Origin of the sequence: Sphingomonas sp. CFBP 13714, assembly GCF_014842205.1 — a bacterium.
Lineage (GTDB): Bacteria > Pseudomonadota > Alphaproteobacteria > Sphingomonadales > Sphingomonadaceae > Sphingomonas > Sphingomonas aerolata.
This window is the reverse complement of the sequence record NZ_JACYVG010000008.1, coordinates 144066-170031: the sequence shown is the minus strand read 5'-3', so window position 1 is coordinate 170031 and position 25966 is coordinate 144066. Positions and strand designations below refer to the sequence as shown.

The 25966-nt window shown below is 67.9% G+C and carries 22 protein-coding genes and 1 tRNA gene; 13 read left to right on the top strand and 10 right to left on the bottom strand.

All coding sequences use genetic code 11. The features are described 5' to 3' along the window. Positions 1-96 precede the first annotated feature (96 nt). The 10 genes from IFT54_RS17425 (at position 97) to IFT54_RS17380 (ending at position 11097) form a co-directional block, all read left to right on the top strand. Positions 97-1608 carry a DNA methyltransferase gene (locus tag IFT54_RS17425; RefSeq protein WP_192071527.1) on the top strand — a complete coding sequence of 504 codons (1512 nt, stop codon included), beginning with the start codon at positions 97-99 and terminating at the stop codon, positions 1606-1608. A gap of 156 nt (positions 1609-1764) precedes the next feature. Continuing rightward, positions 1765-1983: a translation initiation factor IF-1 gene (infA, locus tag IFT54_RS17420; protein ID WP_031441079.1), complete on the top strand. Its 219-nt coding sequence runs from the start codon at positions 1765-1767 to the stop codon at positions 1981-1983. A gap of 45 nt (positions 1984-2028) precedes the next feature. After that, positions 2029-2598: a Maf family protein gene (locus tag IFT54_RS17415; RefSeq protein WP_031441080.1), complete on the top strand. Its 570-nt coding sequence runs from the start codon at positions 2029-2031 to the stop codon at positions 2596-2598. Beyond that, a complete protein-coding gene (locus IFT54_RS17410; protein WP_166747073.1) occupies positions 2591-3547 on the top strand; it encodes a ribonuclease in 957 nt (318 codons plus the stop codon). Before IFT54_RS17415 ends, IFT54_RS17410 begins: the two co-directional genes overlap by 8 nt. Next, positions 3547-3720 carry a DNA gyrase inhibitor YacG gene (locus IFT54_RS17405; protein ID WP_192071526.1) on the top strand — a complete coding sequence of 58 codons (174 nt, stop codon included), beginning with the start codon at positions 3547-3549 and terminating at the stop codon, positions 3718-3720. The genes IFT54_RS17410 and IFT54_RS17405 overlap by 1 nt, the downstream gene beginning before the upstream one ends. A 53-nt stretch (positions 3721-3773) precedes the next feature. Continuing rightward, positions 3774-3849: transfer RNA gene (locus IFT54_RS17400), tRNA-Phe, on the top strand. A 333-nt stretch (positions 3850-4182) separates the two neighbouring features. Then, positions 4183-4515, top strand: coding sequence for a hypothetical protein (locus IFT54_RS17395; protein ID WP_192071525.1), 333 nt, complete (start codon positions 4183-4185; stop codon positions 4513-4515). Between the two features lie 23 nt (positions 4516-4538). Further along, the gene (locus IFT54_RS17390; protein ID WP_192071524.1) at positions 4539-6482 is read left to right on the top strand and encodes a sialate O-acetylesterase; all 1944 of its coding nucleotides are present in this window, start codon (positions 4539-4541) and stop codon (positions 6480-6482) included. Positions 6483-6523: 41 nt separating this feature from the next. Further along, a complete protein-coding gene (locus tag IFT54_RS17385) occupies positions 6524-9196 on the top strand; it encodes a glycoside hydrolase family 3 C-terminal domain-containing protein (protein WP_446740683.1) in 2673 nt (890 codons plus the stop codon). Continuing rightward, positions 9193-11097 carry an NPCBM/NEW2 domain-containing protein gene (locus IFT54_RS17380; protein ID WP_192071523.1) on the top strand — a complete coding sequence of 635 codons (1905 nt, stop codon included), beginning with the start codon at positions 9193-9195 and terminating at the stop codon, positions 11095-11097. Before IFT54_RS17385 ends, IFT54_RS17380 begins: the two co-directional genes overlap by 4 nt. 18 nt (positions 11098-11115) lie before the next feature. Here the strand turns inward: IFT54_RS17380 and IFT54_RS17375 are convergent, their stop codons facing one another. The 5 genes from IFT54_RS17375 to IFT54_RS17355 all read right to left on the bottom strand — a co-directional run bounded on the left by IFT54_RS17375 (position 11116) and on the right by IFT54_RS17355 (position 17741). Further along, on the bottom strand, positions 11116-12681 hold the full coding sequence (locus IFT54_RS17375) for a glycoside hydrolase family 43 protein (RefSeq protein WP_192071522.1): 1566 nt from the start codon (positions 12679-12681) through the stop codon (positions 11116-11118). Then, on the bottom strand, positions 12678-13745 hold the full coding sequence (locus IFT54_RS17370) for an alpha/beta hydrolase (protein WP_192071521.1): 1068 nt from the start codon (positions 13743-13745) through the stop codon (positions 12678-12680). Before IFT54_RS17370 ends, IFT54_RS17375 begins: the two co-directional genes overlap by 4 nt. Positions 13746-13796: 51 nt before the next feature. Further along, positions 13797-15374 (bottom strand): alpha-N-arabinofuranosidase, encoded by a 1578-nt coding sequence (locus tag IFT54_RS17365; RefSeq protein ID WP_192071520.1) that lies wholly within the window; start codon positions 15372-15374, stop codon positions 13797-13799. 167 nt (positions 15375-15541) lie between these two features. Next, a complete protein-coding gene (locus IFT54_RS17360) occupies positions 15542-16981 on the bottom strand; it encodes a family 43 glycosylhydrolase (protein ID WP_192071519.1) in 1440 nt (479 codons plus the stop codon). A 43-nt stretch (positions 16982-17024) separates the two neighbouring features. Further along, a complete protein-coding gene (locus tag IFT54_RS17355) occupies positions 17025-17741 on the bottom strand; it encodes an acetylxylan esterase (protein ID WP_192071518.1) in 717 nt (238 codons plus the stop codon). Between the two features lie 289 nt (positions 17742-18030). Between IFT54_RS17355 and IFT54_RS17350 the strand changes: the two genes are divergently transcribed. Further along, the gene (locus IFT54_RS17350) at positions 18031-20637 is read left to right on the top strand and encodes a glycoside hydrolase family 9 protein (protein ID WP_192071517.1); all 2607 of its coding nucleotides are present in this window, start codon (positions 18031-18033) and stop codon (positions 20635-20637) included. 19 nt (positions 20638-20656) lie between these two features. Here IFT54_RS17350 and IFT54_RS17345 read toward each other — a convergent pair whose 3' ends face one another. The 5 genes from IFT54_RS17345 to IFT54_RS17325 all read right to left on the bottom strand — a co-directional run bounded on the left by IFT54_RS17345 (position 20657) and on the right by IFT54_RS17325 (position 25035). Then, positions 20657-21724, bottom strand: coding sequence for a 5-(carboxyamino)imidazole ribonucleotide synthase (locus IFT54_RS17345; RefSeq protein ID WP_192071516.1), 1068 nt, complete (start codon positions 21722-21724; stop codon positions 20657-20659). Between the two features lie 11 nt (positions 21725-21735). Further along, positions 21736-22191 carry a 5-(carboxyamino)imidazole ribonucleotide mutase gene (gene purE / locus IFT54_RS17340; RefSeq protein WP_192071515.1) on the bottom strand — a complete coding sequence of 152 codons (456 nt, stop codon included), beginning with the start codon at positions 22189-22191 and terminating at the stop codon, positions 21736-21738. 261 nt (positions 22192-22452) lie between these two features. Continuing rightward, complete coding sequence (gene gpmA / locus IFT54_RS17335; RefSeq protein WP_192071514.1) at positions 22453-23139, bottom strand: 2,3-diphosphoglycerate-dependent phosphoglycerate mutase; 687 nt, start codon at positions 23137-23139, stop codon at positions 22453-22455. A 133-nt stretch (positions 23140-23272) separates the two neighbouring features. Further along, positions 23273-24424: a M14 family metallopeptidase gene (locus tag IFT54_RS17330; RefSeq protein ID WP_244649157.1), complete on the bottom strand. Its 1152-nt coding sequence runs from the start codon at positions 24422-24424 to the stop codon at positions 23273-23275. Further along, positions 24421-25035 (bottom strand): hypothetical protein, encoded by a 615-nt coding sequence (locus IFT54_RS17325; protein WP_031395071.1) that lies wholly within the window; start codon positions 25033-25035, stop codon positions 24421-24423. The genes IFT54_RS17330 and IFT54_RS17325 overlap by 4 nt, the downstream gene beginning before the upstream one ends. Before the next feature lie 157 nt (positions 25036-25192). Between IFT54_RS17325 and ykgO the strand changes: the two genes are divergently transcribed. Together ykgO and IFT54_RS17315 are read left to right on the top strand one after the other, a co-directional pair. Beyond that, positions 25193-25318 (top strand): type B 50S ribosomal protein L36, encoded by a 126-nt coding sequence (gene ykgO / locus IFT54_RS17320; RefSeq protein ID WP_003046794.1) that lies wholly within the window; start codon positions 25193-25195, stop codon positions 25316-25318. 4 nt (positions 25319-25322) lie between these two features. Continuing rightward, positions 25323-25958: an HAD family hydrolase gene (locus tag IFT54_RS17315; RefSeq protein WP_192071554.1), complete on the top strand. Its 636-nt coding sequence runs from the start codon at positions 25323-25325 to the stop codon at positions 25956-25958. Positions 25959-25966: the final 8 nt, after the last annotated feature.

Sequence of the window (25966 nt, the reverse complement as noted above, 5' to 3'; positions counted from 1 at the left end):
CACCCCCCCGCCAATACCGCCGTAACGGACCCGATAGACCGTCCGCGGATGCATCTGGCTTGGACGGACCGGCTTTTGCCCCCGCATCCTGCCCCGATGCGCAACCGCCCCGAAAACCACCTCTTCTATGGCGACAATCTCGCCGTCCTCCGCAAGGAGATCGCCGACGCGAGCGTCGACCTGATCTATCTCGACCCACCGTTCAATTCGAACGCAACCTACGGCATCCTGTTCAAGGAACCCGACGGCCGCGCCTCGAACGCGCAGATCGAGGCGTTCGAGGACAGCTGGCACTGGAACGACAGCGCCGAGGAAGCCTTCGACCAGGTCGCGCGCAGCGGCAACACCAAGGCATTCGACCTGCTCAACGCGATGCGCGGGTTTCTCGGCGACAACGACATGATGGCGTATCTGGCGATGATGGCGGTCCGGCTGCTCGAACTGCACCGCGTCCTGAAACCGACCGGCAGCCTCTATCTCCACTGCGACCCGACCGCGAGCCACTATCTGAAACTCCTCCTCGACGGCGTGTTCGGGCACAAGGCGTATCGGAACGAGATCGTGTGGGACTATTCGTTCCGGCTGATGGACCTGCCGCATTTCTTCAACCGCAAGCACGACGTCATCCTGTTCTACGGCAAGAGTGCTGGGAGCCGTTTCGCCATGCCGAAGACGCCGTGGACGCGCAGCGAACTGCTCGCATCGCGCCGCCAGGCGGTCCATGTCGACGAGGCCGGGGTGGAGTGGATCTGGATGCCGGGCGGCAAGGGGCATTCCAAAAACAAGCTTCGCCGCATTGACGATATCCTCGCCGGCGGCAAAGCGATGTCGGACGTCTGGCCGATGCCGATCCTGTCGTCGTCGTCGAAGGAGCGGTTCGGCTATCCGACGCAGAAACCGGTCGCGCTGCTTGAGCGTATCATCGCCGCCTCATCCCGCGAGGGGGATGTCGTCCTCGATCCCTTTTGCGGTTGCGGCACGGCGGTCCACGCGGCGCAGAAGCTCGGCCGCCAGTGGATCGGGATCGACGTCACGCATCTTGCGATCTCGCTGATCGAAAAGCGGATGCGCGACGCCTTTCCCGCCGTCATGTTCAGTGTCGAGGGCACGCCGACCGACCTCGCCTCCGCACGCGATCTGGCACTGCGCGACAAATACCAGTTCCAGTGGTGGGCGGTGTCGCTGGTCGATGCGCTCCCTTTTGGCGGCCGCAAGAAGGGGGCGGATGGCGGGATCGACGGGCTCATCTATTTCAACGATCACGATGTCGCCGCAGGAAAGATGGTCACGCACCGCGCGATCGTCTCGGTCAAGGGCGGGCTCAATCCCGATGTGACGATGGTCGAGACGCTCGCGGCGACGATCGCGCGCGAAAAGGCGCCGATCGGCGTGCTGATCATGAACGCCAGGCCCACGCGCGAGATGGAGCGCCGCGCCGCCGCGGTCGGCATCTACCGCGCCGGCGTCGACGAGACGTTCCCGCGGCTTCAGATCCTCACGCTCGCCGACCTGTTCCAGGGCAAGCGGCCGCGGATCCCCAATGTCGACCGCGCCGCCTTCCGCCGCGCCGCGCGCGAAGCCACGGGCACACAGCCCGGGCTGCTGTGACGCGCCCTTGTTTCGGACGCGGCGAACACCGACATCCAGGTCTGAGGGGCGCGTATGGGCATAAGGGCCATGCGCGCCTTTCGGGCGTGCTTTCCTTTTTCGCCAAGCTGCGGTAAGGGCGCTCGTCCCGAAATTCCCCCAATTCAGAGATTATATTTGGCCAAGGAAGAACTGCTCGAGATGCGCGGCCGCGTGGTGGAACTCCTCCCCAACGCGATGTTCCGGGTACAGCTCGAAAACGACCACGAGATTCTCGGTCACACCGCCGGCAAGATGCGCAAGAACCGCATCCGCGTGCTGGTCGGCGACGAGGTGCTGTGTGAGCTCACCCCGTATGATCTGACCAAGGGTCGCATCACCTACCGCTTCAAATAAGCGCTGGCCGCGGGTCGTCCGCGGTCGTGCAGCAAGATCGAGGCAATTGTGCTCGTCCTAGCCTCCTCCTCGCCCCGCCGCCGCGACCTGCTGGCGCGGCTCGGCGTCGTGCCGTCGCGCGTGGCGTCCCCCGATATCGACGAAAGCCCGCACCGGGCCGAAGTGCCGCGCGCCTATGCGCTGCGTCTCGCGGTCGAGAAGGCATGCGCGGTCGATCGCGCGGCGGGTGAGATCGTCATCGCCGGCGACACCACCATCGCGCTCGGCCGCCGCATCCTGCCGCCCGCCGATACGCCCGACATCCAGCGCGACCTGCTCGGCAAATTGTCCGGGCGACGTCATCACTGCCTGTCCGCGGTCTGCGTGATCGACGCCGCCGGCACCGTCCGCACCCGCCTCGCCGACACGATCGTCGCGTTCAAGCCGCTCTCGAGCGCCGAGATCGACGACTACATCGCCTGCGGCGAAGGGCTCGGCAAGGCGGGCGGCTATGCGATCCAGGGCCGCGCGGAGGCGTTCGTGCGCTTTCTCTCGGGCAGCCATTCGGGGGTCGTGGGGCTTCCGCTGTTCGAAACCCGCGCATTGCTGAAGACCGCCGGGCTCGCGCTTGCCTGAACCCGGCCCCGTCTGGCTGTACGAAGCCGGCATCGGCGAAGACCGCGCCGCGCTGGTCGAGAATGACCAGATCGTCGAGGCACTGATCGAGCGCGACGACGTGGCGCTGCGCGTCGGCCACGTCGCGCGCGCACGTCTCGTCGAGGCGCTGGGCGGCGGGCGCGGCCGCGTCGCGCTCGACGGCGGCGAGGCGCTGGTCAGCCACCTCCCGCCCGGCATCACGCAGGGCGCCAGCCTGACCGTCGAGATCGTCCGCGAGGCCCTGCCCGAGGCCGGCCGCGCCAAGCTCGCCAAGGCGAACGCCACCGACCGACCGCCCTGCGCCGCGCCGACGCTGTACGACCGCCTCGTCGCGACCGGCCTGCCGATCCATGCCCCGCGCGCGCACGAGCCCGACGCGCTGGAGGCCGCGGGCTGGTCCGAACTGCTCGACGAGGCGATGAGCGGCGAGATCGTCTTCCCGCTCGGTGCGCTGCGGCTGTCCCCGACGCCGGCGATGACGCTGTTCGATGTCGACGGCGCGCCGCCGCTCGACCCGCTGGCGGTCGCCGCCGCGCACGCCGTCGCGCGCGCGATCCGCCGCCACGGGATCGGCGGCTCGATCGGCGTCGACTTCCCCACCATCGCGGGCAAGGCGCAGCGAAACGCCGTCGCCGCGGCGATCGACGCGACGCTGCCGCCCCCGTTCGAACGGACCGCAGTCAACGGCTTCGGCTTCCTGCAGATCATCCGCCCGCGCGCCCGCGCCTCGATCCCCGAGATCCTGCGCGCCGATCCCGTCGGTGCCGCCGCTCGCGCCGCGTTGCGCACGCTCGAGCGCACCCCGCCGACCGCCCCGCGGCGCCATGCGCTGCCCGCCGCGGTCCATGCCCGCCTCATGGCGCACCCCGACTGGCTGGCGACGCTCGCCCGTCGTACGGGCGTCGTCCACGATCTGGAGAGCCGTTGATGCCCGCCGTGAAATGCCCGATCTGCGGCCAGCCCGCGGTCTCCGACTACGCCCCCTTTTGCTCGAGCCGGCACCGCGACCGCGACCTGCTGCAATGGCTCGGCGAAGGCTATCGCATCCCCGGTCGCGCAATATCGCAAACGGGGCTAGACAGCGGTGAAGAGCCCGACTAAACGCGCCCTTCCGATCGCACGATCGGCCCTTCATCCGATCCCGATCGGACGATGCCCGGATAGCTCAGTTGGTAGAGCATGCGACTGAAAATCGCAGTGTCGGCGGTTCGACCCCGTCTCCGGGCACCATTTTTCCCTTCTTCCGCGACCGCGGACTTCAAGCTCCGGCGAGCGTCAATGTGCGCTCCACAGCCGCATCTTGCCGCTCTTGGTCCAGCCTCTCCCGGGCGGCCATCGAACCTATAGTCTAATCAATTGTGCTCCAGATCGCATGGCGCTCTGGCAGTTGAGAGCTGTTTTGACTTCACTCGGACAAATACTTGCAAAGCCCGATATCCGAGGTAGTGTGAGCGCTATCGCAAATGCTAAATTGCGCATCTCCTTCTGAAGTCGGAGACATGCAATTCGGTCGCCCATGCCCCACGCACGATGAGGCAATGCGATACATGAGGGGACGCAAGGATGGGCTCGACGACGTCTGCTGCTTCCACCGTTGCGGCCCGCAACCCGACGCTCGCCCGCCGTGGCCCTGCAATCGCGCACGTGATCAGCGTTGCCGCGCTGACCTGCGCGCTGCCCGCCTTCGCGCAAGACATTGCCATTCAGAGCAACACGCTACCCCTGCCCGCGATAGACGGGGCTGGTAACGACATAGTCGTCAGCCTCCGCGCACGCACGGCGGTGATGCCCGGCTGGATCGCAAACGACGCCCCGACACACCGTCTGGTGGCCAGCCCGCCTCACCACCGCGATCGTATCCACCGTTTCGTTCGCTCCGGGCTCCAGCCCGTCTGACCTGCCAGAGGACCCATCGAATCATGCAACGCCTGCCCGTGCGTCTCGCCATCGCCGTCCTTCTCGCCAGCAGCGCGTCCGCCGCGCTGGCCGCCCCGCGCCTCGACGGCGTGCTGACCGATCACGCGGTGATCCAGCGGGGTCAGCCGATCGCGCTGACCGGCGAGGCGGCGTCGGGGGAGACGGTGATGATCACGCTCGCGGGGCGTTCGGTGACGGCAAAGGCGGACCGAGTAGGCCGCTTCGCCGCGGAGCTGCCCGCGCTCGACGCCGGCGGTCCCTATGATCTGACGATCGCGGCGCAGAGCGGTGCGGCGGTGCTGCACGATGTGCTGATCGGCGATGTCTATCTTTGCTCGGGACAGAGCAACATGGAACTGGCGGTCAGCGAGGCGCAGGACCTGATCCCCGACGCGCATGCACCCGTCGACCCCAGCCTGCGCCTGCTGACCATCCCGAAGCGCGCCGCCGCGACGCCCGTCGCGCGGCTCGATGATGCGGTGCGCTGGACCGTCGCCGGCCCGGCGAGCCAGCCCACCTTCTCCGCGGCCTGCTTCTACATGGCGCAAGCGCTGCGGCGAAGCGCGGCCGTGCCGATCGGTGCGATCCATGCGAGCTGGGGCGGGTCGCGGATCAGCGCGTGGATGAGCGACCCCGCGCTGCGGCGGGCGGGGCTCGGCGACCAGGCGGATCTGCTGGCGCTCTATGCCCGCGATCCCGGGGCGGCGAACCGGCGTGCGATGACGCTGTGGGAGACATGGTGGCGGACCGGATCGGGCGACGCGGTCGGCCGCGAGCCGTGGCAACCCGGCGCAGCGCTCGACTGGCAGGCGGTGCCCGCGATGACCAATTTCGAGACCTGGGGCATCGCCGACCTCGCCAGCTACAACGGCATGCTGTGGTATCAGCGCAGCGTCGAGATCACCGCCGAACAGGCGCGCGGTCCCGCCACGCTCGTGCTGGGGACGATCGACGATGCCGACCGGACCTGGGTCAACGGGATCGGTGTCGGCGGCAGCAGCCTCGCCTCACAATCGCGCGTCTATGCACTACCCGTCGGCACGCTGAAGGCCGGGCGCAACGTCATCACCGTCAACGACGACGACGTCTATGCCTATGGCGGGATGACCGGTCCTGCGGACACGATGCGGATCACCTTCGGGGACGGGAGCAGCGTGCCGCTCGGCGACGGCTGGCGCTATGCGAAGGCACAGCGGATCGCGGGTTCCGCCCCCCGGGTGCCGTGGGACGACATCAACGGCGCCGGGACGCTCTACAATGCGATGATCGCACCGCTTGGCCGGACGCGCGTCGCCGGGATCGCCTGGTATCAGGGCGAGTCCGACACCGGCATTCCGGGCTATGATCAGCGTCTCACCGCGCTGATCGCCGACTGGCGCACGCGTCTCGGCAGCCCGCAGGCCGGCTTCGCCATCGCCCAGCTCGCCGGCTACGGCGCACCGTCCTTTGCGCCGGGCGAGAGCGGCTGGGCCACCGTGCGCGATGCGCAACGTCGCGTCGCCGCCGCGGACCGCCACGCCGGCGTCGCGGTCACGCTCGACATCGGCGATGCGCTCGACATCCATCCGGGCGAAAAGCATGCGGTGGGGCAACGCCTTGCCCAGTTCATGCGGGCGACGGTCTATGGCGAACGGATCGCACCCTCGGGCCCGGCCCTCGCCCGTGCGCAGCGTGCCGCCGGTGGTGGCGTCGCGCTCGACTTTTCCGGCGTGACCGGCGCGCTGCACGCGAAAAGCGCGCGCGAGGCGATCGGGTTCGAGATGTGCGGCGCCGCCGCTGCAAGCTGTCGCTACGCATCCGGCACGGTCGTCGGCACGCAGGTGACGCTGCCCGGCGACGGCCAGCCCGTCACGCGGGTCCGCTATGCCTGGTCGGACGCGCCCGCGATCAACCTGGTCGACGATGCGGGGCTGCCCGTCGGCCCGTTCGAAACGCCGCTATCGTGACGCGCCGGCGGCGACGTCCGGCGAGCATGGGGGAGACGATGATGCGCAAGACTATGATGCCCACCCGGCGCGCGGCAATCGGCCCGTCGCTCGCGCTTGCGATGGCGCTCGTCGCGGCCCCCGTCGCTGCGCAGACCAGCCCGGCCGCGCCCGACCAGGCCACGGTCATGGCCACCGCGCTCGTTGCGCAGCTTCGCGCGGACGAGAAGCTGCCCCAACTGCTCAACGTCGCGCCCGCAATCCCGCGGCTCGACATTCCGGCCTATAACTGGTGGACGGAATCGCTCCACGGCGCGCTGGGGCCGATCGCGACGACCAATTTCCCCGAGCCGATCGGTCTGGCCGCCAGCTTCGATTCGCCGCTCGTCCAGGCGGTAGCAGGCGCGATCAGCACCGAGGTCCGCGGGCTCCACACGCTCGCGCGCGAAACCGGGCGGGTCGGGCATATCGGAACCGGGCTCGACAGCTGGTCCCCCAACATCAACATCTTCCGCGATCCGCGCTGGGGACGCGGCCAGGAAACCTATGGCGAGGATCCCGTCCTGACCGCGGCGATGGGCGTCGCCTTCGTCCGCGGACTGCAGGGCCCCGATCCGGAGCACCCGCAGGTCATCGCCACGCCGAAGCATTTCGCCGTCCATAGCGGGCCGGAAGCCACGCGACACCAGGCGAATGTCTATGTCTCGGCGCACGACCTCGAGGATACGTTCCTGCCGGCGTTCCGCGCGGCGATCGTCGACGGACAGGCGGGGTCGGTCATGTGCGCGTATAACCGCATCGATGGTCAGCCCGCCTGTGCCAGCGACCCGCTGCTCAAGACGCATCTGCGCGGCGCCTGGGGGTTTTCGGGCTATGTCGTGTCCGATTGCGACGCGGTGAAGGACATTGCCGACAACCACAAATATGCCCCCGACGGCGCGGCCGCGGTCGCCGCGGCACTGCGCGCGGGAGTCGACAATGAATGCAGCGGGGATACGCTGAGCGACACGGCGGGGCTCGACGCCCGCTATCGCACCGCGTTGCAGCGCGACCTCGTTACCCCGGCCGATATCGATCGCAGCCTCGTCCGCCTGTTCGCGGCGCGCTACCGCACCGGCGATCTGCCCGGTCTGGCCGGCGCGCCCGCCGCAATACCGGTCGACGCGGTCGGTGCCGCCGAGCATCGCCGGCTCGCGTTGGCCGCCGCCGAACGGTCGATGGTATTGCTGAAGAATGACGGCGTCCTGCCGCTGCGCGCCGGGACGAAGGTCGCGGTGATTGGGCCGCTGGGCGACGCGACACGCGTGTTGCGCGGCAATTACGCATCGCCCTTGTCGGGACCGCCGGTCTCGATCCTCGAAGGTCTGCGCACGACGCTCGGCGCCGAGCGGATCACGCTGGTCCCGTTCGGCGAGTCAGTCACCGACGGGGACCGCGTTCCGACCACCGCGCTGCAGACCCCCGATGGCAAGCCGGGCGTGCTCGCACGCTATCACAACCCGGTCGCCCCGCTGCCGACCGCTTTTGCCCCCGGCACGCGCGACGCGATCGTCGCCGCGGTGCGCTATCGGGACACCCCCGTCGTGACCCGGATCGAACCCGATGTCGGCGACCGTCAGCTCGCGCTGGCCGGGGTTGCGGACGTGCACCGGGCGATCCGGACCGGATTCCTCATCCCCCCCGAAACCGGTAGCTATCGCCTCGGCCTGTCGGGGGCGGGCGGCGTGCTGGCGGTCGACGGGGTGGTCGTGTCGGACCGTCGCAAGGCCCGCTGGAACGATCTGCCCGGAATGAAGACGCTCACGCTCACCGCCGGGCGACGCTACCGCATCGAGGTCGACGGCGGCGGCGGCGATCTCGTCTGGAAACGCGTATCGGACGATCCGACCGCCGCGCTGAAACGCGCCGCTGCGGCCGCCGACATCGTCGTCGCGGTCGTCGGCCTCACCTCCGATCTCGAAGCCGAGGAAACCGGCGTCAGCGTCCCGGGCTTCGCCGGCGGCGACAAGACCACGCTCGACCTTCCCGCCGACCAGATCGCGATGCTCGAACAGGCGCGCGCCGCGGGCAAGCCGATCGTGCTGGTCGCGATGAACGGCAGCCCGATCAATCTCGCCTGGGCCAAGGATCACGCCGCCGCCATCCTCGAAGCCTGGTACCCGGGCGAACAGGGCGGTCTCGCCGCAGCCAATATCCTGACCGGACGGACCAATCCGTCGGGCCGGCTGCCGCTGACCTTCTACCGCAGCGTCGCGGATCTGCCGCCGTTCGGCGACTATGCGATGGCCGGACGCACCTATCGCTATTTCACCGGCACGCCGGTCTATCCGTTCGGGGCGGGGCTCAGCTACACGCGCTTCGCCTATGACTCGGTCCAGGTAGAGCCCGCGCCGGGCGGGGCGGAGACCGGCATCCGTGTCACCGCGCGGCTCCGCAATATCGGCAAGCGCGCGGGCGCCGAAGTCGCGCAGCTCTACCTCGATTTTCCCGACCGGCCGGGCATGCCCCGGATCGCACTGCGCGGATTTCGCCGCGTCGACCTTAACCCCGGAGAAACGCGCATGCTCAGCTTCGACCTGTCGCCGCGCGACCTGAGTTCGGTCGCGCTCGACGGCACGCGATCAGTCGCCGCCGGCACGTACCGCGTGACGCTGGGGTCGGGCCAGCCCGGCACCGGCGTTCCGGGCGCGACGACAAGCTTCACCGCGCGCGCTTCCGCGGCGCTGCCGCTATGATCGCCCGCTCGGTCCTGCTGCTCGGCACCGCGCTCGCATTCGCCGGTGCCGCCGCCTCGGCCGCCCACGCCGCCCCGCGCGATCCGCTTGCGGCGACCGGCCGGTGGAGCGCGAACGCCGATGGCCACGCCCCCGTCCCGCCGATGGGCTGGAATTCGTGGAACGCGTTCAACAGCGATGTCGACGAGGAGAAGGTGCTCGCCTCCGCGCAGGCGCTGGTCGACACGAAGCTGGCAACGCTCGGCTATCGCTACGTCAATATCGACGACGGCTGGTGGCTCAAGCGCCGCCAGCCCGACGGACGGATGATCATCCGGACCAGCCACTTCCCGTCTGCGGCGACCGGCCCCGACACGAGCTTCCGCCCGCTCACCGACCGGCTCCACTCGATGGGGCTGAAGGCCGGGATCTATTCGGACATCGGCCGCAACAGCTGCGGACAGATCTACACCCCCGATTTCAAGAACCAGCCCGAAGGCAGCGTCGCCGAACGCGAAGTCGGGCTCTACGGCCATGTCGATCAGGACATGAAGACCTATTTCCGCGACTGGAATTTCGATTTCATCAAGGTCGATGCCTGCGGTATCCGGGGGCTGCCCGCGGATGCGCCGCGCGTGCGATCGGGCCTGTATCGCGCGCTGCCGCCGCTGGTCGACATGCAGTCGCTCGGCCGGTCCGACGTGGCGGGTATCCGCCGCCTCTACGAAGATGTCGGGGCGGCGATCCGCGCCGAGGCGGGGGGACGGCCCTATGTCTATTCGCTGTGCCTGTGGGGCGCGGGCGACGTGCGCGCCTGGGGGAAGGACGTCGGCAACACCTCGCGCACCAGCGACGACATCCAGCCGCTCTGGCCGCGCATGCTGACCAATATGGACACCGTGACGCACCGTGCGCTCTATGCGCATCCCGGGTCGTGGAACGACGCCGACATGCTGTTCGTCGGATCGGGGGATTTCGATCGCAGCCATCTCGTCGAGGCGCGGGCGCATTTCACGCTCTGGGCGATGCTGAACTCGCCGCTGATCATCGGCTATGACCTGCGCAAGCTGACGCCCGATCTGCTCGCGATCTTCGGCAATGCCGACATCGTCGCGCTGAACCAGGACCCGGCCGGCAACCAGGCAGTGCTCGCCTATGACTCGGACGAGGTGCAGATCCTCGTCAAGGCGCTGGCCGACGGCAGCAAGGGCGTCGCGGTCGTCAACCGGACCGCGCAGCCTGCCAAGGCGACGCTGACCGCCGAGCATCTCAAGCTGCGCCCCGATATCGATGTCCGGTTGCGCGACCTGTGGAGCAAGGCGGACAGCAGCTTCCGCAAGGATATGGCCCTGTCGCTGGCCCCGCACGAAACGCGCGTGTTCCGCGCCGCGGGCACCCGGCGCCTTGCCGACGGGCTCTATCTTTCCGAACAGACCGGACGCGTCAATCCAGCGGTCGACGGGGTGGCGTCGCCCCAGGCCGATCCGACCATCCACCATTCGATCACCCCCTGGATCGGCACGCACGGGCCGGGCGAGCATCCGCAATATGGCGGCTGGGGCGGGGCCGAGGCGGACCGGGCACCCTATGGGAAGCTGTTGCGGATCGCCGGGACGGACTTCGACACGGGGCTCGGCGTGCTCGGCCAGTCGCGTCTCGAGGTGCGCAATGCCGGGTTCACGCGCTTCGCAACGAAGGTCGGCGTCAACGATTCCGGCACCCCCAAGGCAGGCACGGTCACGTTCGAGGTCTGGGGCGACGGGCGCCTGCTCGCGACCTCCCCGGCAATGGCGTTCGGCATGGCCGCCGCGCCGCTGCGCGCGGACATCAAGGGCGTGCGGATCGTCGAACTCGTCGCTCGCGGCAGCACCTCGACCGCGACGCAACCTGTCGCTTGGGCGGAGGCGGCGCTGCTGCGATAGGCGGCGACCGGCCTTCGCCTATCGTGGCGCGTTGCCCGACGGTGTCAGTCGCGAGAGGCGGAAGCTGTCGATGTCGATCCAGCCGGTGCTGCGGGCGGGCGCGTAGCAGAACAGCGCGAACTGCTCGCCCTGGAACGTCCCGGTCTGCCATGCGAAGGCGAGCGGGAAGTCACCGCCGAGCCCGGTCCAGCGAACACCGTCCGCGCTATAGGCGACCCGGCCCCGGCTCGTCGTGAAGTCCATGTCGGTGCGCAGCCACAGCGTATCACCCTGCGGCAGGTCGGTGGTGGCACGCGTTTCGGTCTGCGCGCCCTCGGCCCGGTCCGTCGTCACCTCCATCGCGACCCGCGCCCGGCGGTTCGCGTCGCGCGTCACGGTCAGGTTCGCGCTGATCTGTCCCAGCGTGCCGAAACCGCAGCGATCGCCGGGCGCCAGATGGCCGATATCCAGCTTCACCTCGCCGCGGCTCGCAGGCCCCTGCCCCTTTTGCGTCAGCGTGTTGCGCGCGGACCAGAACCGCTCCGCCACGGTCGGGCGCAATCGCAGCCAGCCGGGGCGTGCGGCAAGTGACCAGCGGTCCGGTTCGGGATTATGGTTCCACTGCCATTGCAGCCCGAGCCGCCGCCCGCCGAAATCGTCCGACGTTGCAGGCTCGGCAAAGCGATGGCCCGTGATCGGCTTGGTCGCCTGACGCGGCACGCGGCCTGGCGCGGCGGGCGTACCCCAGACCGGCCAGTCGTCGCGCCAGAAGACCGGGCTGATATTGGTCATCCGCCCGATCGCGCCGCTATCCTCCATCACGAACCCGAACCAGCGCCCGTCGGGCAGATCGACCAGCGCGCCCTGGTGCCCACCGGTCGTGTCGTCGATCTGGTCGCGGGTTTCCCACGGCCCGAACAGGCTGCGCGACCGCGATACGGAGAGTGCGAGCCGCGGCGGCAGCGCGTTGAACAGATAATAATAGTCGCCACGCCGCAGCAGCTTCGACCCTTCGGCCCCCTTGATATAATGGACCTTGCGTGATGCCGTGACGTGCGCGAGCGCACGATCGAGCGTCAGCAGCGTGATCGTCCCGTCGGCGGTGCTCGCGGTGGCGAGATAGGCGCGGCCATCGGGTTCGATGAACAGGCCGGGATCGAACGCCTGGCGATCGAGCTCGTGGTAGCGCCACGGACCGCGTACGTCCCTGGCATACCAGATCCGCGTATTCTGCCCGACCGGCGTGTTCGCCAGATAATAGGTGCCCGCGTGATAGCGCAGGCTCGAGGCGTAGAGCCCCTTGCGATAGGCGTTGCCGCCGACCAGGTCATATTGCGGCCGACCCTCGAGACGCGCCACCAGATGCGACGCGATCGTCCAGTTCACCAGGTCGCGACTGTGCAGGATCGTGATCCCCGGCGTGTTCGCAAAGGTCGTCGCGGCGAAATAATAGTCGCGACCGACGCGGATGATGTCGGGATCCGGATAGTCCGCATACAGCACCGGATTGCGGTAGCTGCCATCGCCCTGATCCGACCGCCAGACCTGCGCCGAGGCCGCGGTCGCGAGGAGCAGGCTCGCGGCGATCGCCGATCCCGCCTTCATTTGCCGAACGCCAGCGCGCGCGCGAAGAACGGCATCATCTGGTCCTGCACGCGTCCGGCAACGCCACTGGTATGATCGCCCGGATAGATCGCGAAGCCGTTGGCGATACCGTATCGATCGAGCGCCTCGTGGAATTTGACCGCGTCGTCCTTCAATCCGTCGCGGTCCCCCACGTCGATCCCGATCGCGGCATAGCGGCGCAGGTCGCCGACATATTGGTCGAGCATGGCGAGCGGGGCGTTGGCGGCCCAGCGGGCCGTCACTTCGAGGTGGGGCTGGCCGTCCTTGACGGGCAGGTCGAGATAGAGCGGCGGGGCCTTGGGATTGGGCGACCAGGCGGCGGCCGTGGCGAGCTGCGCCCGCACGCCCCAGGGCAGCGTCGCGCCGTCTGCGGGCGATTTCAGCGCCCGGATCGTGGCCTCGACCGCGGCATCGGGGGTGCCCAGCGCGCGTGTTGACAGGCAGCAGGGACTCATCATGTAGAGCGCGCCGAAAATATCGGCATGCTTCATCCCGATCCGTGCGGTGCCATAGCCGCCCATCGAATGCCCCGCGAGGCCGCGACTGCGCCGATCCGCGATCGTCCGGTAATGCGCGTCGACATAGCCGACCAGATCGTGCGCGACGAAGGCCTCGAAATTGCCCACCGTCACCGACCGCGAATAGAAGGATCCGTTGTGCACCGTCTTGCTGTCGGGCAGCACGACGATCATTTCGCGGACGCCCTTGGCGAACGCCCCCTCGATGGTCTGCGGCACATGGATCTCGCCGATCCATTGCTCCACGCCGATCGAATAGCCGTGCAGCGCATAGACCACGGGATAGCGTTTGCCCGGATTGGTCCTGTAGCCGGGCGGAAGGATGACGATGACCGCGCGGTCTGGACTATTCCCCTCCAGATTGCCGGCGATGGCGGGGGAATGGACGGTGATGCGCTCGATTGTGACGGCCTTCGCGCCGGCCACGACCGCGGGCGCCGGGGTCTTCACCTGCGCGCCCGCACTCCCGATCGATGCCAGCCCCAGCGCCGCACCCAGCAGCCATGTTCTACCACGACTCCGCATCGCATCCCCCATCCATCATCGCCGCCGAACACGTCATGCCCGGCCGGCCGGTCAGCGCAGATCGAGCACCAGCACCGACTTTGCCGGGACGGTCACGCTCAGCGTCCCGCCCGCGATCCGGGCATCGGCAAAGGGCTGCGGGGTCACCGCATCCGGCGAATCGAAGCTGTTATGCGCGTCCATCGTCGGACCGGTGACGATCCGGCCGCTCGCCTGGGTCGCCTGCAACCCCGTCATCGCGACCGAGACCGGCATCGCCCGATTGGGGTCGAGGTTGACCAGCGCGACATGCACCTGCCCCGCAGCGTCACGCACCGCGGACGCGCTGACCGCGGGCACCGCCACCTCGTCCTTGTGATACCAGGGCGAGGTCAGCGTGATCGGCAACGACGTCGCGCCCTGCCACGGCTTGTACAGGTCGAACACCCAATAGGTCGGCGTCTTCACCATCCTGGCGCCGTCGGTCAGCAGCATCGCCTGCAGCACGTTCACCATCTGCGCGATCGCCGCCATCTTCACCCGGTCGGCATGGCGCGCGAAGATGTTGATGTTAAGCCCCGCGACGACCGCATCGCGCACCGAATTCTGCTGCTCGAGAAAGCCCGGATTGCTGCCCGGCGTCGGGTCATACCATGTCCCCCATTCGTCGACCGCGAGCATCACGCGCTTGGCGGGATCATATTTGTCCATGATCGCCGAATGCTTGGTGATGAACTCCTCCATCTGCAGCGTGTGCGCCATGGTGCTTGCCCATTCGCGCTCGGCAAAGCCCAGCGCCGGCCCCTTGTCGGCCCAGTTCTTGTCGCGCGGACGCGTGTAATAATGCAGCGCGAGCCCGTCGATATTCTTGCCGGCGATGCGCATCATCGCCTCGGTCCATTCATAATTCGAATCGCTCGGGCCGCTCGCGATCTTGAGCATCGGGCCGTTGGCGGACTTGGCGAACTGGGCATAGCGGTTGGTCAGGTCGGCGGCATATTCCGCACGCATGTTGCCGCCGCAGCCCCATAATTCGTTGCCGATGCCGAGATACTGGATCTTCCACGGCGCGGCGTGGCCGTTGCGCTCGCGCTCCTTGGCCAGCACCGTGGTGCCCTGCGGCGCGGTCATGTATTCGACCCATTGCGCGGTCTCGACGGGCGGTGCGCTGCCGACATTGGCCGAGACATAGGTGCTGCCGCCCAGCCGGTCCATCAGCCCGAAATATTCGTGCGTGCCGAAACTGTTATCCTCGTTGACGCCGCCCCAGTTGGTATTGACCTTGGTCGGCCGCGCCTTGGTCGCGCCGATCCCGTCACGCCAGTGATATTCGTCGGCAAAGCAGCCGCCCGGCCAGCGCACCATCGGCACGTTGATCGCCTTCATCGCCGCGAGCACGTCGCGCCGATAGCCGCCGTCATTGGGGATTCGCGAGTTCTTGCCGACCCAGATGCCGCCATAGATGCCATGACCGAGATGCTCGGCAAACTGCCCGAACACGTCGCGGTGGATCTGTGGGCCGGGCTTGTCGGCCTGCAATGTCGCACTGGCCGTCTCCGCCGACAGGGTCTGCGCTGCGGCGCCGCCGGACAGCGCCGTGCCCGCAAGGATCAGCGGCGCGAGCAACGACGCTGCGGTAATGCGTCCCATGCGTCCCATGCGACCTGGGCGGATGGCGCACGACCGTGCGAGGCGAGGACTGATCCGGTTCATGCTCTCCCTTTCGGCCCCTTGGCGAGGCCCCGTCTTTTGAAGTTAATAGTAGGAGTAGTGGACTCTACGCATCCGTCAACTCCGCTTGGCGACCGATGGCCTTGTCAGGGTCGCCTGAACGTCCACCGTCCCGCCGGGCTTGCCGGATCGAAGGCCGCAAGAGTCGGCGTGCTCGCACCGATCGCGACCAGCGCGAGATCCTGCCCATCCCCGGGCACGACCTTCGGCTTGATCCGGTAACTGCCGTCGGTGAGCTGATCGATCTGCCATAGGGGCTCGGCGCCTGCGGTGACTGCGGTGATCGTCTCGACCTCCCCGGTCGGGGTGGCGGCGAGCATGCGCGACGTGCCTGCGATCGCGATCCGGTAATAGGGGGCGCCGAAATAACCCCCCGCCGCGGGCACCGGCGTGATCGTCCACAACTGATGCGGCCGCACCAGATAGTCCGCGAGATCCACCCGGATCCGCCCGCGTGGCCAGTCGGCAGAATCCTGAGCCAGCGTCTGGTCGGGGATGGGCACGACCGGATCGGTCGCGGCCGCCATGAAACTGCGGCGAACGTCGAACGGAATACGGACGATATCGGTCGCCAGACTCAAGGCATAGCCGCTGCGCTCGGAGGCGATCTCATAGGTGCCCGGCGCCACCGTCTCGCCCACGACCGGCCAGCCGTCGGTCCACCGCAGGGGTTCGATCGCAAGGACACTCCGGCCGCTGCGATCCATGTCGGCTTCATAATGGAGCGACAGTTTCTCGACCCCGCCGGCGAGCGCAATCCGTCCGAAATGCCCCGGTCCGATGCGGCGGCCGCGCGCGCTGACGACCATCTTGCCGCCGCCCCGCAGCAGCGGGATCCCCATATGGTCGAGATAGGGGCCAAGCGGGCTGCGGGAGCGGCCTGCGCGGATATGATAGGTCGAATTTGGCCCGTCGCAGCACGTGCCGTGCGTACCCAGCAGATAATAATAGCCGTCGCGATACAGCATCGCGGTGGCCTCCATGTCGATCGCCACGTCGACGGGCACGTTGCCCACCATGCGCAGTCCCGTCTTCGGGTCGAGTTCGATCATCCGGATCGGGCCGAAATAGGTGCCGTAGGTCAGCCACAACCGCCCCTCGGCGTAGAGAAACGCAGGATCGATCGCATCCGCCGTCTCGACCCCGTCGCTCGACGCGACGACGCCGATGTCGTGGAACTTGAAGCGCGGCGATGCCGGATCGAGCGACAGCGTCCACATCATCTTGACCTGGCTGGCATGGCCGCCCCCCATGCCCCCGCCGCCGACCGCATAGGCGACGTAATAGCGGTCGCCGATCCGGATGACGTCGGGCGCCACGCCGCCGCCCGGCCGCTCGGGGCCGCCATGCCAGGTCCAGCCGTCTTCGGACACCAACCCGCCGCCGCGGGTGCCGAACGTGTAGTATTTCCCGTCCGACAGCGTGACGGTCGAGGGATCGTGAATGAAGGGTTCGCCCGCCAATTGCGCGGCGGCGGGCGCTGCGCCCGCAAACCCGAGGCACACCGCGATCAGTCCGCACCGCATCCGGAGACCTCCCTGTTGCCGAACCGCGGTATCGCGACGGGGGCTATCGAACATGGGTCGTCAGATCGGTGATCGGGCGGCCGGCTTCGTCGACGAAGCGGACGCAGAAGCTGCTCAGCCCGGGGCCGTTGATCACCGCGCCGCGGATGACGTTGCGTCCCTTGCGCAGCGTCAGGCGATCCGACAGCACGTCGTCCATCACCATGCGACGGTCGTTGAACAGCCCGACCGCCTCGGTGCCGTTCAGCCACCAGATCGATGCCGCGTTCGAACCGACCGCCAGGCGGACGTCGCGCTGCTCGCGGGGGCTGTCGACGATCGTCACCGCCCAGAATATCACGCCATAGGTCGGCGCCCCCAGTGCCTTGGCGAAGTCGAACAGCTTGACGTCGAACCCCTTCGAATCGAGCGCATGCCAGCGCAGTGGCGCGGCGGCCGTCTCGACCTGCCCGTCCCTCGGAATTGCGGCCGGCGACCCTGGCAGGGATGCGGTCAAGGCCTGCCGGACATAAGTGGCGGTAAAGCCGGTGTTGGTGCGATTGGGTTTGGCGATCGGTTCGAGCAACAGCCAGCGGCGCAGAAAGCCGTCGCGATCGGGCGTCGTCGCCGCGTCCGACACCGCCGTGAAATAGGGCGCCAGCGCGGGCGGTATCGGTCTGGCCGCAGCCTGTGGGTCCGCCATGGCCGCGATCGCGCTCGAACCCGGCCTCGCCAAGGGCTCCGCCGCCGTGCCGGGCGACAGGCCTGCCAGCAACAGCATGCATGCCCAGTGCACAAGCGATCCCCGCGGTGCACGACGCCGATCGATGATGAGCCCCGTCATCTCTCTCCCTCCGCCACGGCATCGGGTCGATCCACCGGCGCCTTCGCCCGATGCCTGCCCTGCTCGTAAGGCGCGAACGTAAGTCGATACCGCTATCATGTCCAGCATCGTGTCGGCTGGCATTTGCAGTCCTGATGACATGGTAGCGCCGTCGAAAGTTAGCGCTATAGTCTGAGTAAGAATGACCGGTCAGCGATCGGCGACATTGGGACGTGGGAGAGGGTATATGACGGGAACAGCTTGGTTTTGCCTGCTGGGGACACTGGTTTCGACCGCGACACCCGGCGTCGCGCGCGCGCTGCCGCGCGATGCAGCAGCCCCGCAGGATGCCACCCCACGACCACGGATCGCCCCTGCCCGCACAGCTCGGGCTGCCCGCCCGGACGCGGCCGCACCGACGCTTGGCGATGCGGGCTATTACGAGGCGCCGGCCGTCAACGTGCTGGTCTTCTCGAACTGGTATGACGGACTGTTCGCCGATTCGAAGATCAGCGGCGTCGAGATCATCCAGCAGGGCGAACGGATCGCGACCAATGGCGATGTGCGCCTGTCCGCCACGCCGGGGCAATGGGATGCAACCGCCCGTTTCGTCGACCGGCAGGTCGATCGCGCGGCCGGCACCGTCACCGTCACGCTCGAATATCCCGATTATAACTGGCGATACCGGATCCGCTCCTCGACCAAGGGCTCGGCCGTCGCGCTGGCGGTGATCCTCGACGCGCCGGTCCCCGCAGCGCTCGCGGGCAAGGCGGGATTCAACCTCGAATTCCTCCCCGCCGCCTATTTCCACCACGGCTATCTCGCCGACGATCGCAGCGGCGTCTTCCCGCTGCACCCCGCCGACACGATGACCGCGACGCCACAGCGCAATGCGGCGAGCGGTCGCGCCGAGGGGCCTGGCGCAGAGCCGAACGCCATCGCGCAGGGCACCCGCTTCGTCCTCGCGCCGGAGGATCCCGCCCGCCGCGTGACGATCCGGTCGAGCGCGCCGGTGCAGCTGTTCGACGGTCGTAACCAGGCGCAGAATGGCTGGTTCGTTCTCCGCTCGCTCCTCCCCGCCGGGCGGACCGGGACCGTGCTCGAATGGGAGGTCCAGCCGAACAGCGTGCCGGGCTGGCTGCGCGCGCCCGTGATCGCGCATTCGCAGCTCGGCTATGCCCCCGGCGCACGCAAGGTCGCGACGATCGAGCTCGATCGCAACGATCGCACGACGGCACCCGCGCGCCTGCTGCGGGTCGGCGCCGATGGCAGCACGACCGTGGTCAAGACCGCACCGGCGACCCGCTGGGGCGATTATCTGCGCTACAATTACCGGCAGCTCGATTTCAGCGACGTCCGCCAGCCCGGCCTCTACATGCTCGAATATGGCGAGACGCGCACCGCGCCGTTCCGCATCGCCGACGACGTCTATGCGGGCGTGTGGCACCCGACGCTCGACGTCTACTTCCCCGTCGCGATGGATCACATGTACGTGAACGAGGGCTATCGCGTGTGGCATGGCGACGCGCACCGCGACGATGCGCGCCAGGCGCCGCTGAACCACGAGCATATCGACCTGTATGCGCAGGGGCCGACCACCGATACGAAGTACAAGCCGGGGGAGCATATCCCCGGTCTCGCGGTCGGCGGCTGGTTCGACGCGGGCGATTTCGACATCCGTACCCAGTCGCAATATCAGGTCGTCCGGTCGCTGGTCGACACCTGGGAGCAATGGCGCCCGACGCGCGACACGACCGCGGTCGACTGGACCCGTCGCCGGACCGAAATTCACGTCCCCGACGGCACGCCCGATCTGCTCCAGCAGATCCGCCACGGCACGCTCCAGCTGGTTGCCCAGTTCGATGCGGTCGGCCATGCGATCCACGGCATCGTCGAGCCCGACGTCGCGCAATATACGCATCTCGGCGACGCATCGACCAAGACCGACGGGCTGATCCACGATCCGGCGCTGAAGATTGGCGAGGAGCGCGGTGGCCGCAGCGGGACGCCCGACGATCGCTGGGCCTTCACGACCAAGGCCTCGGCACTCAATTATGGTTCGATCGCCGCGCTTGCCGCCGCATCACGCTCACTTGGCAAGGCCGATCCGGCATTGGCCAAGACGGCGCTGGGAATCGCGACTCGCATCTGGGCCGAGGAACAGACGCATGCCCCCGACCTGTACCGGCACGGCAACACCACCGGGGGCCCACTCGACTCGGAGCGGTTCGCCGCCGCTGTCGAGTTGCTGCGCACGACCCGCGACCCGCGCTATGCCACCGCGGTCCAGACGCTATGGCCGGCGATGGAGCGGCGCTTCGCGTTCAACCTGCGCGATGCCGTCGCCGCGATCCCGCTCATGCCGCAAAGCTATCGCGACGGCATGATCCCCGCGGTCCGCGCCTATGCGGCCGCGACGGTCAAGGCAGCCTCAGTAAACCCGTTCGGCGTGCCGATCACGACGGGCGGCTGGGCCGGTAGCGGTACGGTGATCGCCGGTGCGTTGAACGCCTATGCGCTGCACAAGGCGTTTCCCGAGATCATGCCTGCCGATGCCGTGTTCCGCGGTGCGGAGTTCCTGCTGGGGCATCACCCCGGTTCGGACATCTCGTTCGTGTCGGGCGTCGGGACACGATCCAAGGAGGTCGCCTACGGCAACAACCGCGCCGACTTCTCGTTCATCGCCGGCGGCGTGGTGCCGGGCGTCCTGATCGTGAAACCCGATTTCCCCGAAAATCACGAGGACTGGCCGTTCTTCTGGGGCGAGAATGAATATGTCATCCCCGAGGGCGCGATGTGGATCGAGCTCGCGCACGCAATTCAGGATCTTACGGGCAAGCCCCCGGCGAAGTGACGCGTAGCGGGTGCCGCGCCTAGCGCCGCACCCGCGTGACGTGACCCATCTTGCGGCCGGGCCGCGCCGTCCCCTTGCCGTAGAGGTGGAGATGCGCGCCCGGTTCGGCGAGCAGATCCTGCCAGCGATCCACGTCGCTGCCGATCAGGTTCTCCATCGTCGCCTCGCGCCCGGTCAGCGTCGGTGCGCCGAGCGGCAGGCCGCAGATCGCGCGGATATGATTCTCGAACTGCGAGCATTCGGCGCCCTCGATCGTCCAGTGCCCCGAATTATGCACCCGCGGCGCCATCTCGTTGAACACCGGGCCGTCCGCGCCGACGAAGAATTCGCAGGCCAGCACGCCGACATAGTCGAGCTCGGTCGCGATCCGCTCGGCGAGCGCCGCCGCCTCGTCCGCCTGCGCCAGCACGGCGGCGGGCGCAGGCACGGTGGAGTGCCGCAGGATCGCATCGCGGTGGAGGTTGAGCGGCGGCGCGTAACGGACGATGCTGCCATCCAGCCCGCGCGCGATCAGGATCGAGAATTCATGCTCGAACGGCACGAACGCCTCGAGCACCGCGGGGCCGCCGATTGCATCCCAGGCGTCCTGCGCACCCTCGGGCGCGTCGATCTTCACCTGCCCCTTGCCGTCATAGCCGAACCGCGCGGTCTTGAGCACCGCGGGCGTCCCGACGCGCGCCATTCCCTCGCGCAGGCTCGCGAGGCTGTCGACCGCCGCCCATTTCGCGGGCCGGCCACCGACGCTCTCGACGAAGCGCTTCTCACCGATCCGCTCCTGCGCCACCCGCAGGGCGCGCGGGCTCGGATGCACGGGAACGCGGTCGGCGAGCCATTCGACCGGCTCGACCGCGATATTCTCGAATTCGTAGGTGACCACGTCGCAGGCGTCGGCAAAGTCGGCGAGCACGATCCGGTTGTGATAATCGGCGCGCGTCATCGTCGAGGCGGACTGCGCGGCGACGCTTTCCTGGTCGGGGGCGAGCACATGCGTGTGATAGCCGAGCTGCGCCGCGGCGGTGGCAAGCATCCGGCCGAGCTGACCTCCGCCAAGGATACCAATGGTCGATCCGGGGGGAAGCGGCGTCATGTCGGCGTCTTTCAGGCTGGGTTGGTGGCGACGGAATCGGTCTGCGCGGCGCGCCAGGCTTTCAGCCGCTCGGCCAGCGCATCGTCGGCGGTCGCGAGGATCGCCGCGGCGAGCAGCCCCGCGTTGATCGCGCCGGGCTTGCCGATCGCCAGCGTGCCCACCGGGATGCCGCCCGGCATCTGGACGATCGATAGCAGGCTATCCATGCCCTTCAGCGCCTTGGATTCTACCGGCACGCCGAGCACCGGCAGGTGCGTCATCGAGGCCGCCATGCCGGGCAGATGCGCCGCGCCGCCCGCGCCCGCGATCACAACCTTCAGGCCCCGATCGGCGGCGGTCGTCGCATAGTCGTAGAGCCGCTGCGGGGTACGATGCGCGGAGACGACCCTGGTCTCGTACGCGACACCGAGCGCATCGAGCGTCTCGGCGGTGTGGCGCATCGTCTCCCAGTCGGAGGTGCTGCCCATGATGATGCCGATTAGAGCCAATTTCGCCCCCCGCTTCAGGAAGCGCCGTGCCTAGCGACGCGGGGGGACGAGGGCAACGCTGTTGGTGGCATCGTACGGATCGACCGGCAAACGCGATTGCCACCATTTCCGACCGCACCTCCCCGGCGGAGGCCGGGGTCCAGTTGGGGGATGCCGTCAACGAAGCACGGCGCCCCGTTACTGCTACCTTTCCAACTGGGCCCCGGCCTTCGCCGGGGTGGGTCATTCGAGAAGAAAGGCTTACCGCTCGCTCAGATAATAACGATCGGTCGCGTTCAGGTCCGCGTCCAGTTCGTACACGATCGGCTGACCCGTCGGGATCTCGAGGCTCGTGATCTCGTCGTCCGGGATGTTGGACAGGTGCTTGACCAGCGCGCGCAGCGAATTGCCGTGTGCCGAGATCAGCACGCGCTGCCCGTCCTTGAGCGCAGGCGCGATCCGCGCGTCCCAATAGGGCAGCACGCGATCGATCGTGTCCTTCAGGCTCTCGGCCTTCGGAATCGCGATGCCGTCATACCGCCGGTCCTTCGACAGGTCGAACTCGCTGCCATCCTCGAGCGGGGGCGGCGGCACGTCGAAGCTGCGGCGCCAGATATGCACCTGCGCGTCGCCATGCTTGGCCGCGGTCTCGGCCTTGTCGAGCCCGGTGAGCCCGCCATAATGCCGCTCGTTCAGCCGCCAGTCCTTCTCGACCGGCAGCCACAGCCGCCCCATCGCCTCGAGCGCGATGTTCAGCGTCTTGATCGCGCGCGTCTGCAGGCTGACAAAGGTCTGGTCGAAATCGAGACCCTTGGCCGCCATCAGCTCGCCTGCCGCCTTGGCCTCAGCCTCGCCCTTGGCGGTCATGTCGACGTCCCACCAGCCGGTGAAACGGTTTTCAAGGTTCCAGCTGGACTGGCCGTGGCGGATCAGGACGAGTTTGGGCATGCGGGCTCCTGCAATGATAGAGAAAGGGGCGTTTAGCACTCTTGTCCGTCATCCTGACGAAAGTCAGGATCCAGGGTAACCGAACGCTGTCGCTCTTGGCTCTGGATCCTGACTTTCGTCAGGACGACGGAAGTCAGATCGCGTCGATTACATCCGCGAGCGTCTCGAGCATGGCATGCGCAAGCTGCTTCGACCGTTCCGGCGACCAGCCATATTCGGCATCGGGATTCGCGTCGTGATCCTTGAACGGCATCTCGAGCGTCATCGACACCGCCCCGAAGCGCTCGGCAAGCTGGTTGGTGGACATCGACAGATTGGCGGTGCCGGGCGCGGATTTGGGATAGCCCTTCTCGGTCTGGAAGTCGGGCGTGTGCGCCGCGAGACGGCGGCCATAATCGTAGAATTTCTCGCCATGCGCATCGGTCCAGGACGGGATGCCCTCATAGCCCGCGATGAAGTTCGCCGGGATCGCCTCGTCGCCATGAATGTCCATCGCTATGTCGACGCCGGTCACGTCCATCGCGTTGCGGACGCACAGGACCTCGGGGCTCTTTTCCGCGCTCGGGGTCGCCCATTCGCGGTTGAGGTTCACCCCGGCCGCATTGGTGCGCAGATGCCCGCGGCACGTGCCGTCGGGGTTCATGTTCGGCACGACGTGGAACGTCGCCTTTTCCAGCAGCGTCGCGGTCACCGGGTCGGCCGAATCGGTCAGCCGCTCCAGCGCGCCCTCCATCCACCATTCGGTCATCGATTCGCCGGGATGCTGGCGGCCATAGATCCACACCTGCTTGGGCCCGCTGCCGATCGTGAAGGCATCGATCGCCTGCCCGTCGAGCGACTGGCCAAGCTCGCGGTGCGTGACGCCCGGCAACAGGGCGGTCCGCGCGACCAGCGCCGCATGCATCTCCATCGTGTACGGCGCGAAATAGGCGAACCAGGCAAGGTCGGTCTCGGCGGTGAAATCGAATTCGAGCACGCCATCGGCGTAGCGGGTTTCGATCATCCGCCACGCCTGCCGATCAGTGCTCGCCCGCGCCTTGTAACCGGGCCAGCCGAACGGATAGGCCGAACTACCGGCATTGAGGATCCGGTAGGTCAGCGTCCGGCCCGCCGCCCCCGCCACGCGAAAGTAGAACCACTGGAAATAGTCGGAGTCGCGGTCCTTGACGATTTCCAGGTCGATCCGGTCGCCATCGACCCGCACGAGGCGGATATTGCCGCCATCGAAGGCGGCGTTGATGGCGAGAGGCGTGGCGGCGGCGGCGGTCATAGGGCGATCGTTCATTTCACCTGGATAGTGCGGCCGGACTCGCCGGGGAACCCCGCGAACAGCGCGCTGGCGAGCTTTTCGGCCTGGATCTGGCTCGTCGCATCGGGCTTCCTTGCGTCGGCGAAGGTCTGCGCGCGCCCCTCCCAGACCGGCGACTGGTCGAGCGACCGCTTGATCGTCACCGCCATCTCGGTGACCAGGATCGCGTCGCGGCCGCCCCCACCAATCGGGAAGCCGACCCCGCCGCCAAGCCCCACACCGCCGCCGCCCCGGCCGCCGCTGAAGCCACCGCCGCCGATCCCGACGCTGAACGGCGACCGCTTGGGCGGCCCTGCCTGCGTGGTGCGCGTAAAGGCGACGGTCGCGATCAGCATCGGCTTGGCACCCGGCGCGGGCGGGTTGTACCCGACCTTGATCAGCTGGCCCTGCACGGCGGCGGCATAGCTCTTGAACTCGAGGCTCGCAGGCGCGCCCGCGGTCAGCGGCTGGACCGCGATCGTGCCGCGGTCGAGCGGCTCGCCGAGGTGATAGCGCAAGACCTCGGTCGGCGGCAGCGACGGACCGGTCGCGCAGGCCGTGAGGGATGCGCCCGCCAGCGCGAGAACCATGATCGAACGAACCGCCATCGGGACTTCCTTAGAATGTTGCGCTACAGTAACGCTTGGACCAGCCGGGAGGGTTCCCGGCCGGAACGAGTGCGTCTGTTGCTTGACTTGGACACACCCCGCCATTAGGCGATCCCGTCTTTCCGCACACCTAGATTTGAAAAGAAGCGAATCGATCATGAAGATCCGCAATTCCCTGAAGTCGCTCAAGGATCGTCACCGCGATAACCGCGTGATCCGTCGTCGTGGCCGTACCTACGTCATCAACAAGACCAACCGTCGCTTCAAGGCACGCCAGGGCTAAACCCCTGAAGACCAGCGTCATTTTTGACGTCGGTCGTGTCCTGTACGATTGGGATCCCCGGATCCTGTACGAGCGCCTGATCGATGACGATCGGGCGCTCGACGCGTTCCTGCGCGATGTCGTCACGATCGACTGGCATTTCCAGCATGATGCTGGTCGCGACTTCGCCGACACCTCGGCGGAGCTGGCCGCGTTGCATCCGCAGCATGCCGACCTGATCGCCGTCTGGGGCCCGCGCTTCAACGAGAGTATCGGCCCGGCGATTGCGGGGATGCACGAGCTCGTCCGCGATCTCGACACAGCCGACGTACCGCTGTTCGCGATCACCAATTTCAGCCACGAATTCTGGCCGCCGTTTCGCGCCCGCGAATCGGCGATGTTCGACCGCTTCCGCGACATCGTCGTGTCGGGCGACGAGAAGATCGTGAAGCCCGACCCCGCCATCTATCGGCTCGCGCTCGATCGATTCGGCGTGCGTGCGGACGAGACGGTGTTCGTCGACGACAATCCGGCCAATATCGCCGCCGCACGCGCGCTCGGGATCGAATCGGTGCTGTTCACCGACGCCGCCAGCTTCCGGTCGCGACTCGTTGAACTGGGCCTGCCGATTGCCGCTACGGGCGAAACGCCCCCGCGCTGAACCGCGCG

Coding starts and splice junctions, on each gene's coding strand:
- IFT54_RS17425 (WP_192071527.1), top strand. CDS start 97: ATGCGCAACCGCCCCGAAAACCACCTCTTCTATGGCGACAATCTCGCC.
- IFT54_RS17405 (WP_192071526.1), top strand. CDS start 3,547: ATGCCCGCCGTGAAATGCCCGATCTGCGGCCAGCCCGCGGTCTCCGAC.
- IFT54_RS17395 (WP_192071525.1), top strand. CDS start 4,183: ATGGGCTCGACGACGTCTGCTGCTTCCACCGTTGCGGCCCGCAACCCG.
- IFT54_RS17390 (WP_192071524.1), top strand. CDS start 4,539: ATGCAACGCCTGCCCGTGCGTCTCGCCATCGCCGTCCTTCTCGCCAGC.
- IFT54_RS17385 (WP_446740683.1), top strand. CDS start 6,524: ATGCGCAAGACTATGATGCCCACCCGGCGCGCGGCAATCGGCCCGTCG.
- IFT54_RS17380 (WP_192071523.1), top strand. CDS start 9,193: ATGATCGCCCGCTCGGTCCTGCTGCTCGGCACCGCGCTCGCATTCGCC.
- IFT54_RS17375 (WP_192071522.1), bottom strand. CDS start 12,681: ATGAAGGCGGGATCGGCGATCGCCGCGAGCCTGCTCCTCGCGACCGCG.
- IFT54_RS17370 (WP_192071521.1), bottom strand. CDS start 13,745: ATGCGGAGTCGTGGTAGAACATGGCTGCTGGGTGCGGCGCTGGGGCTG.
- IFT54_RS17365 (WP_192071520.1), bottom strand. CDS start 15,374: ATGGGACGCATTACCGCAGCGTCGTTGCTCGCGCCGCTGATCCTTGCG.
- IFT54_RS17360 (WP_192071519.1), bottom strand. CDS start 16,981: ATGCGGTGCGGACTGATCGCGGTGTGCCTCGGGTTTGCGGGCGCAGCG.
- IFT54_RS17355 (WP_192071518.1), bottom strand. CDS start 17,741: ATGCTGTTGCTGGCAGGCCTGTCGCCCGGCACGGCGGCGGAGCCCTTG.
- IFT54_RS17350 (WP_192071517.1), top strand. CDS start 18,031: ATGACGGGAACAGCTTGGTTTTGCCTGCTGGGGACACTGGTTTCGACC.
- IFT54_RS17345 (WP_192071516.1), bottom strand. CDS start 21,724: ATGACGCCGCTTCCCCCCGGATCGACCATTGGTATCCTTGGCGGAGGT.
- purE (WP_192071515.1), bottom strand. CDS start 22,191: ATGGGCAGCACCTCCGACTGGGAGACGATGCGCCACACCGCCGAGACG.
- gpmA (WP_192071514.1), bottom strand. CDS start 23,139: ATGCCCAAACTCGTCCTGATCCGCCACGGCCAGTCCAGCTGGAACCTT.
- IFT54_RS17330 (WP_244649157.1), bottom strand. CDS start 24,424: ATGAACGATCGCCCTATGACCGCCGCCGCCGCCACGCCTCTCGCCATC.
- IFT54_RS17325 (WP_031395071.1), bottom strand. CDS start 25,035: ATGGCGGTTCGTTCGATCATGGTTCTCGCGCTGGCGGGCGCATCCCTC.
- ykgO (WP_003046794.1), top strand. CDS start 25,193: ATGAAGATCCGCAATTCCCTGAAGTCGCTCAAGGATCGTCACCGCGAT.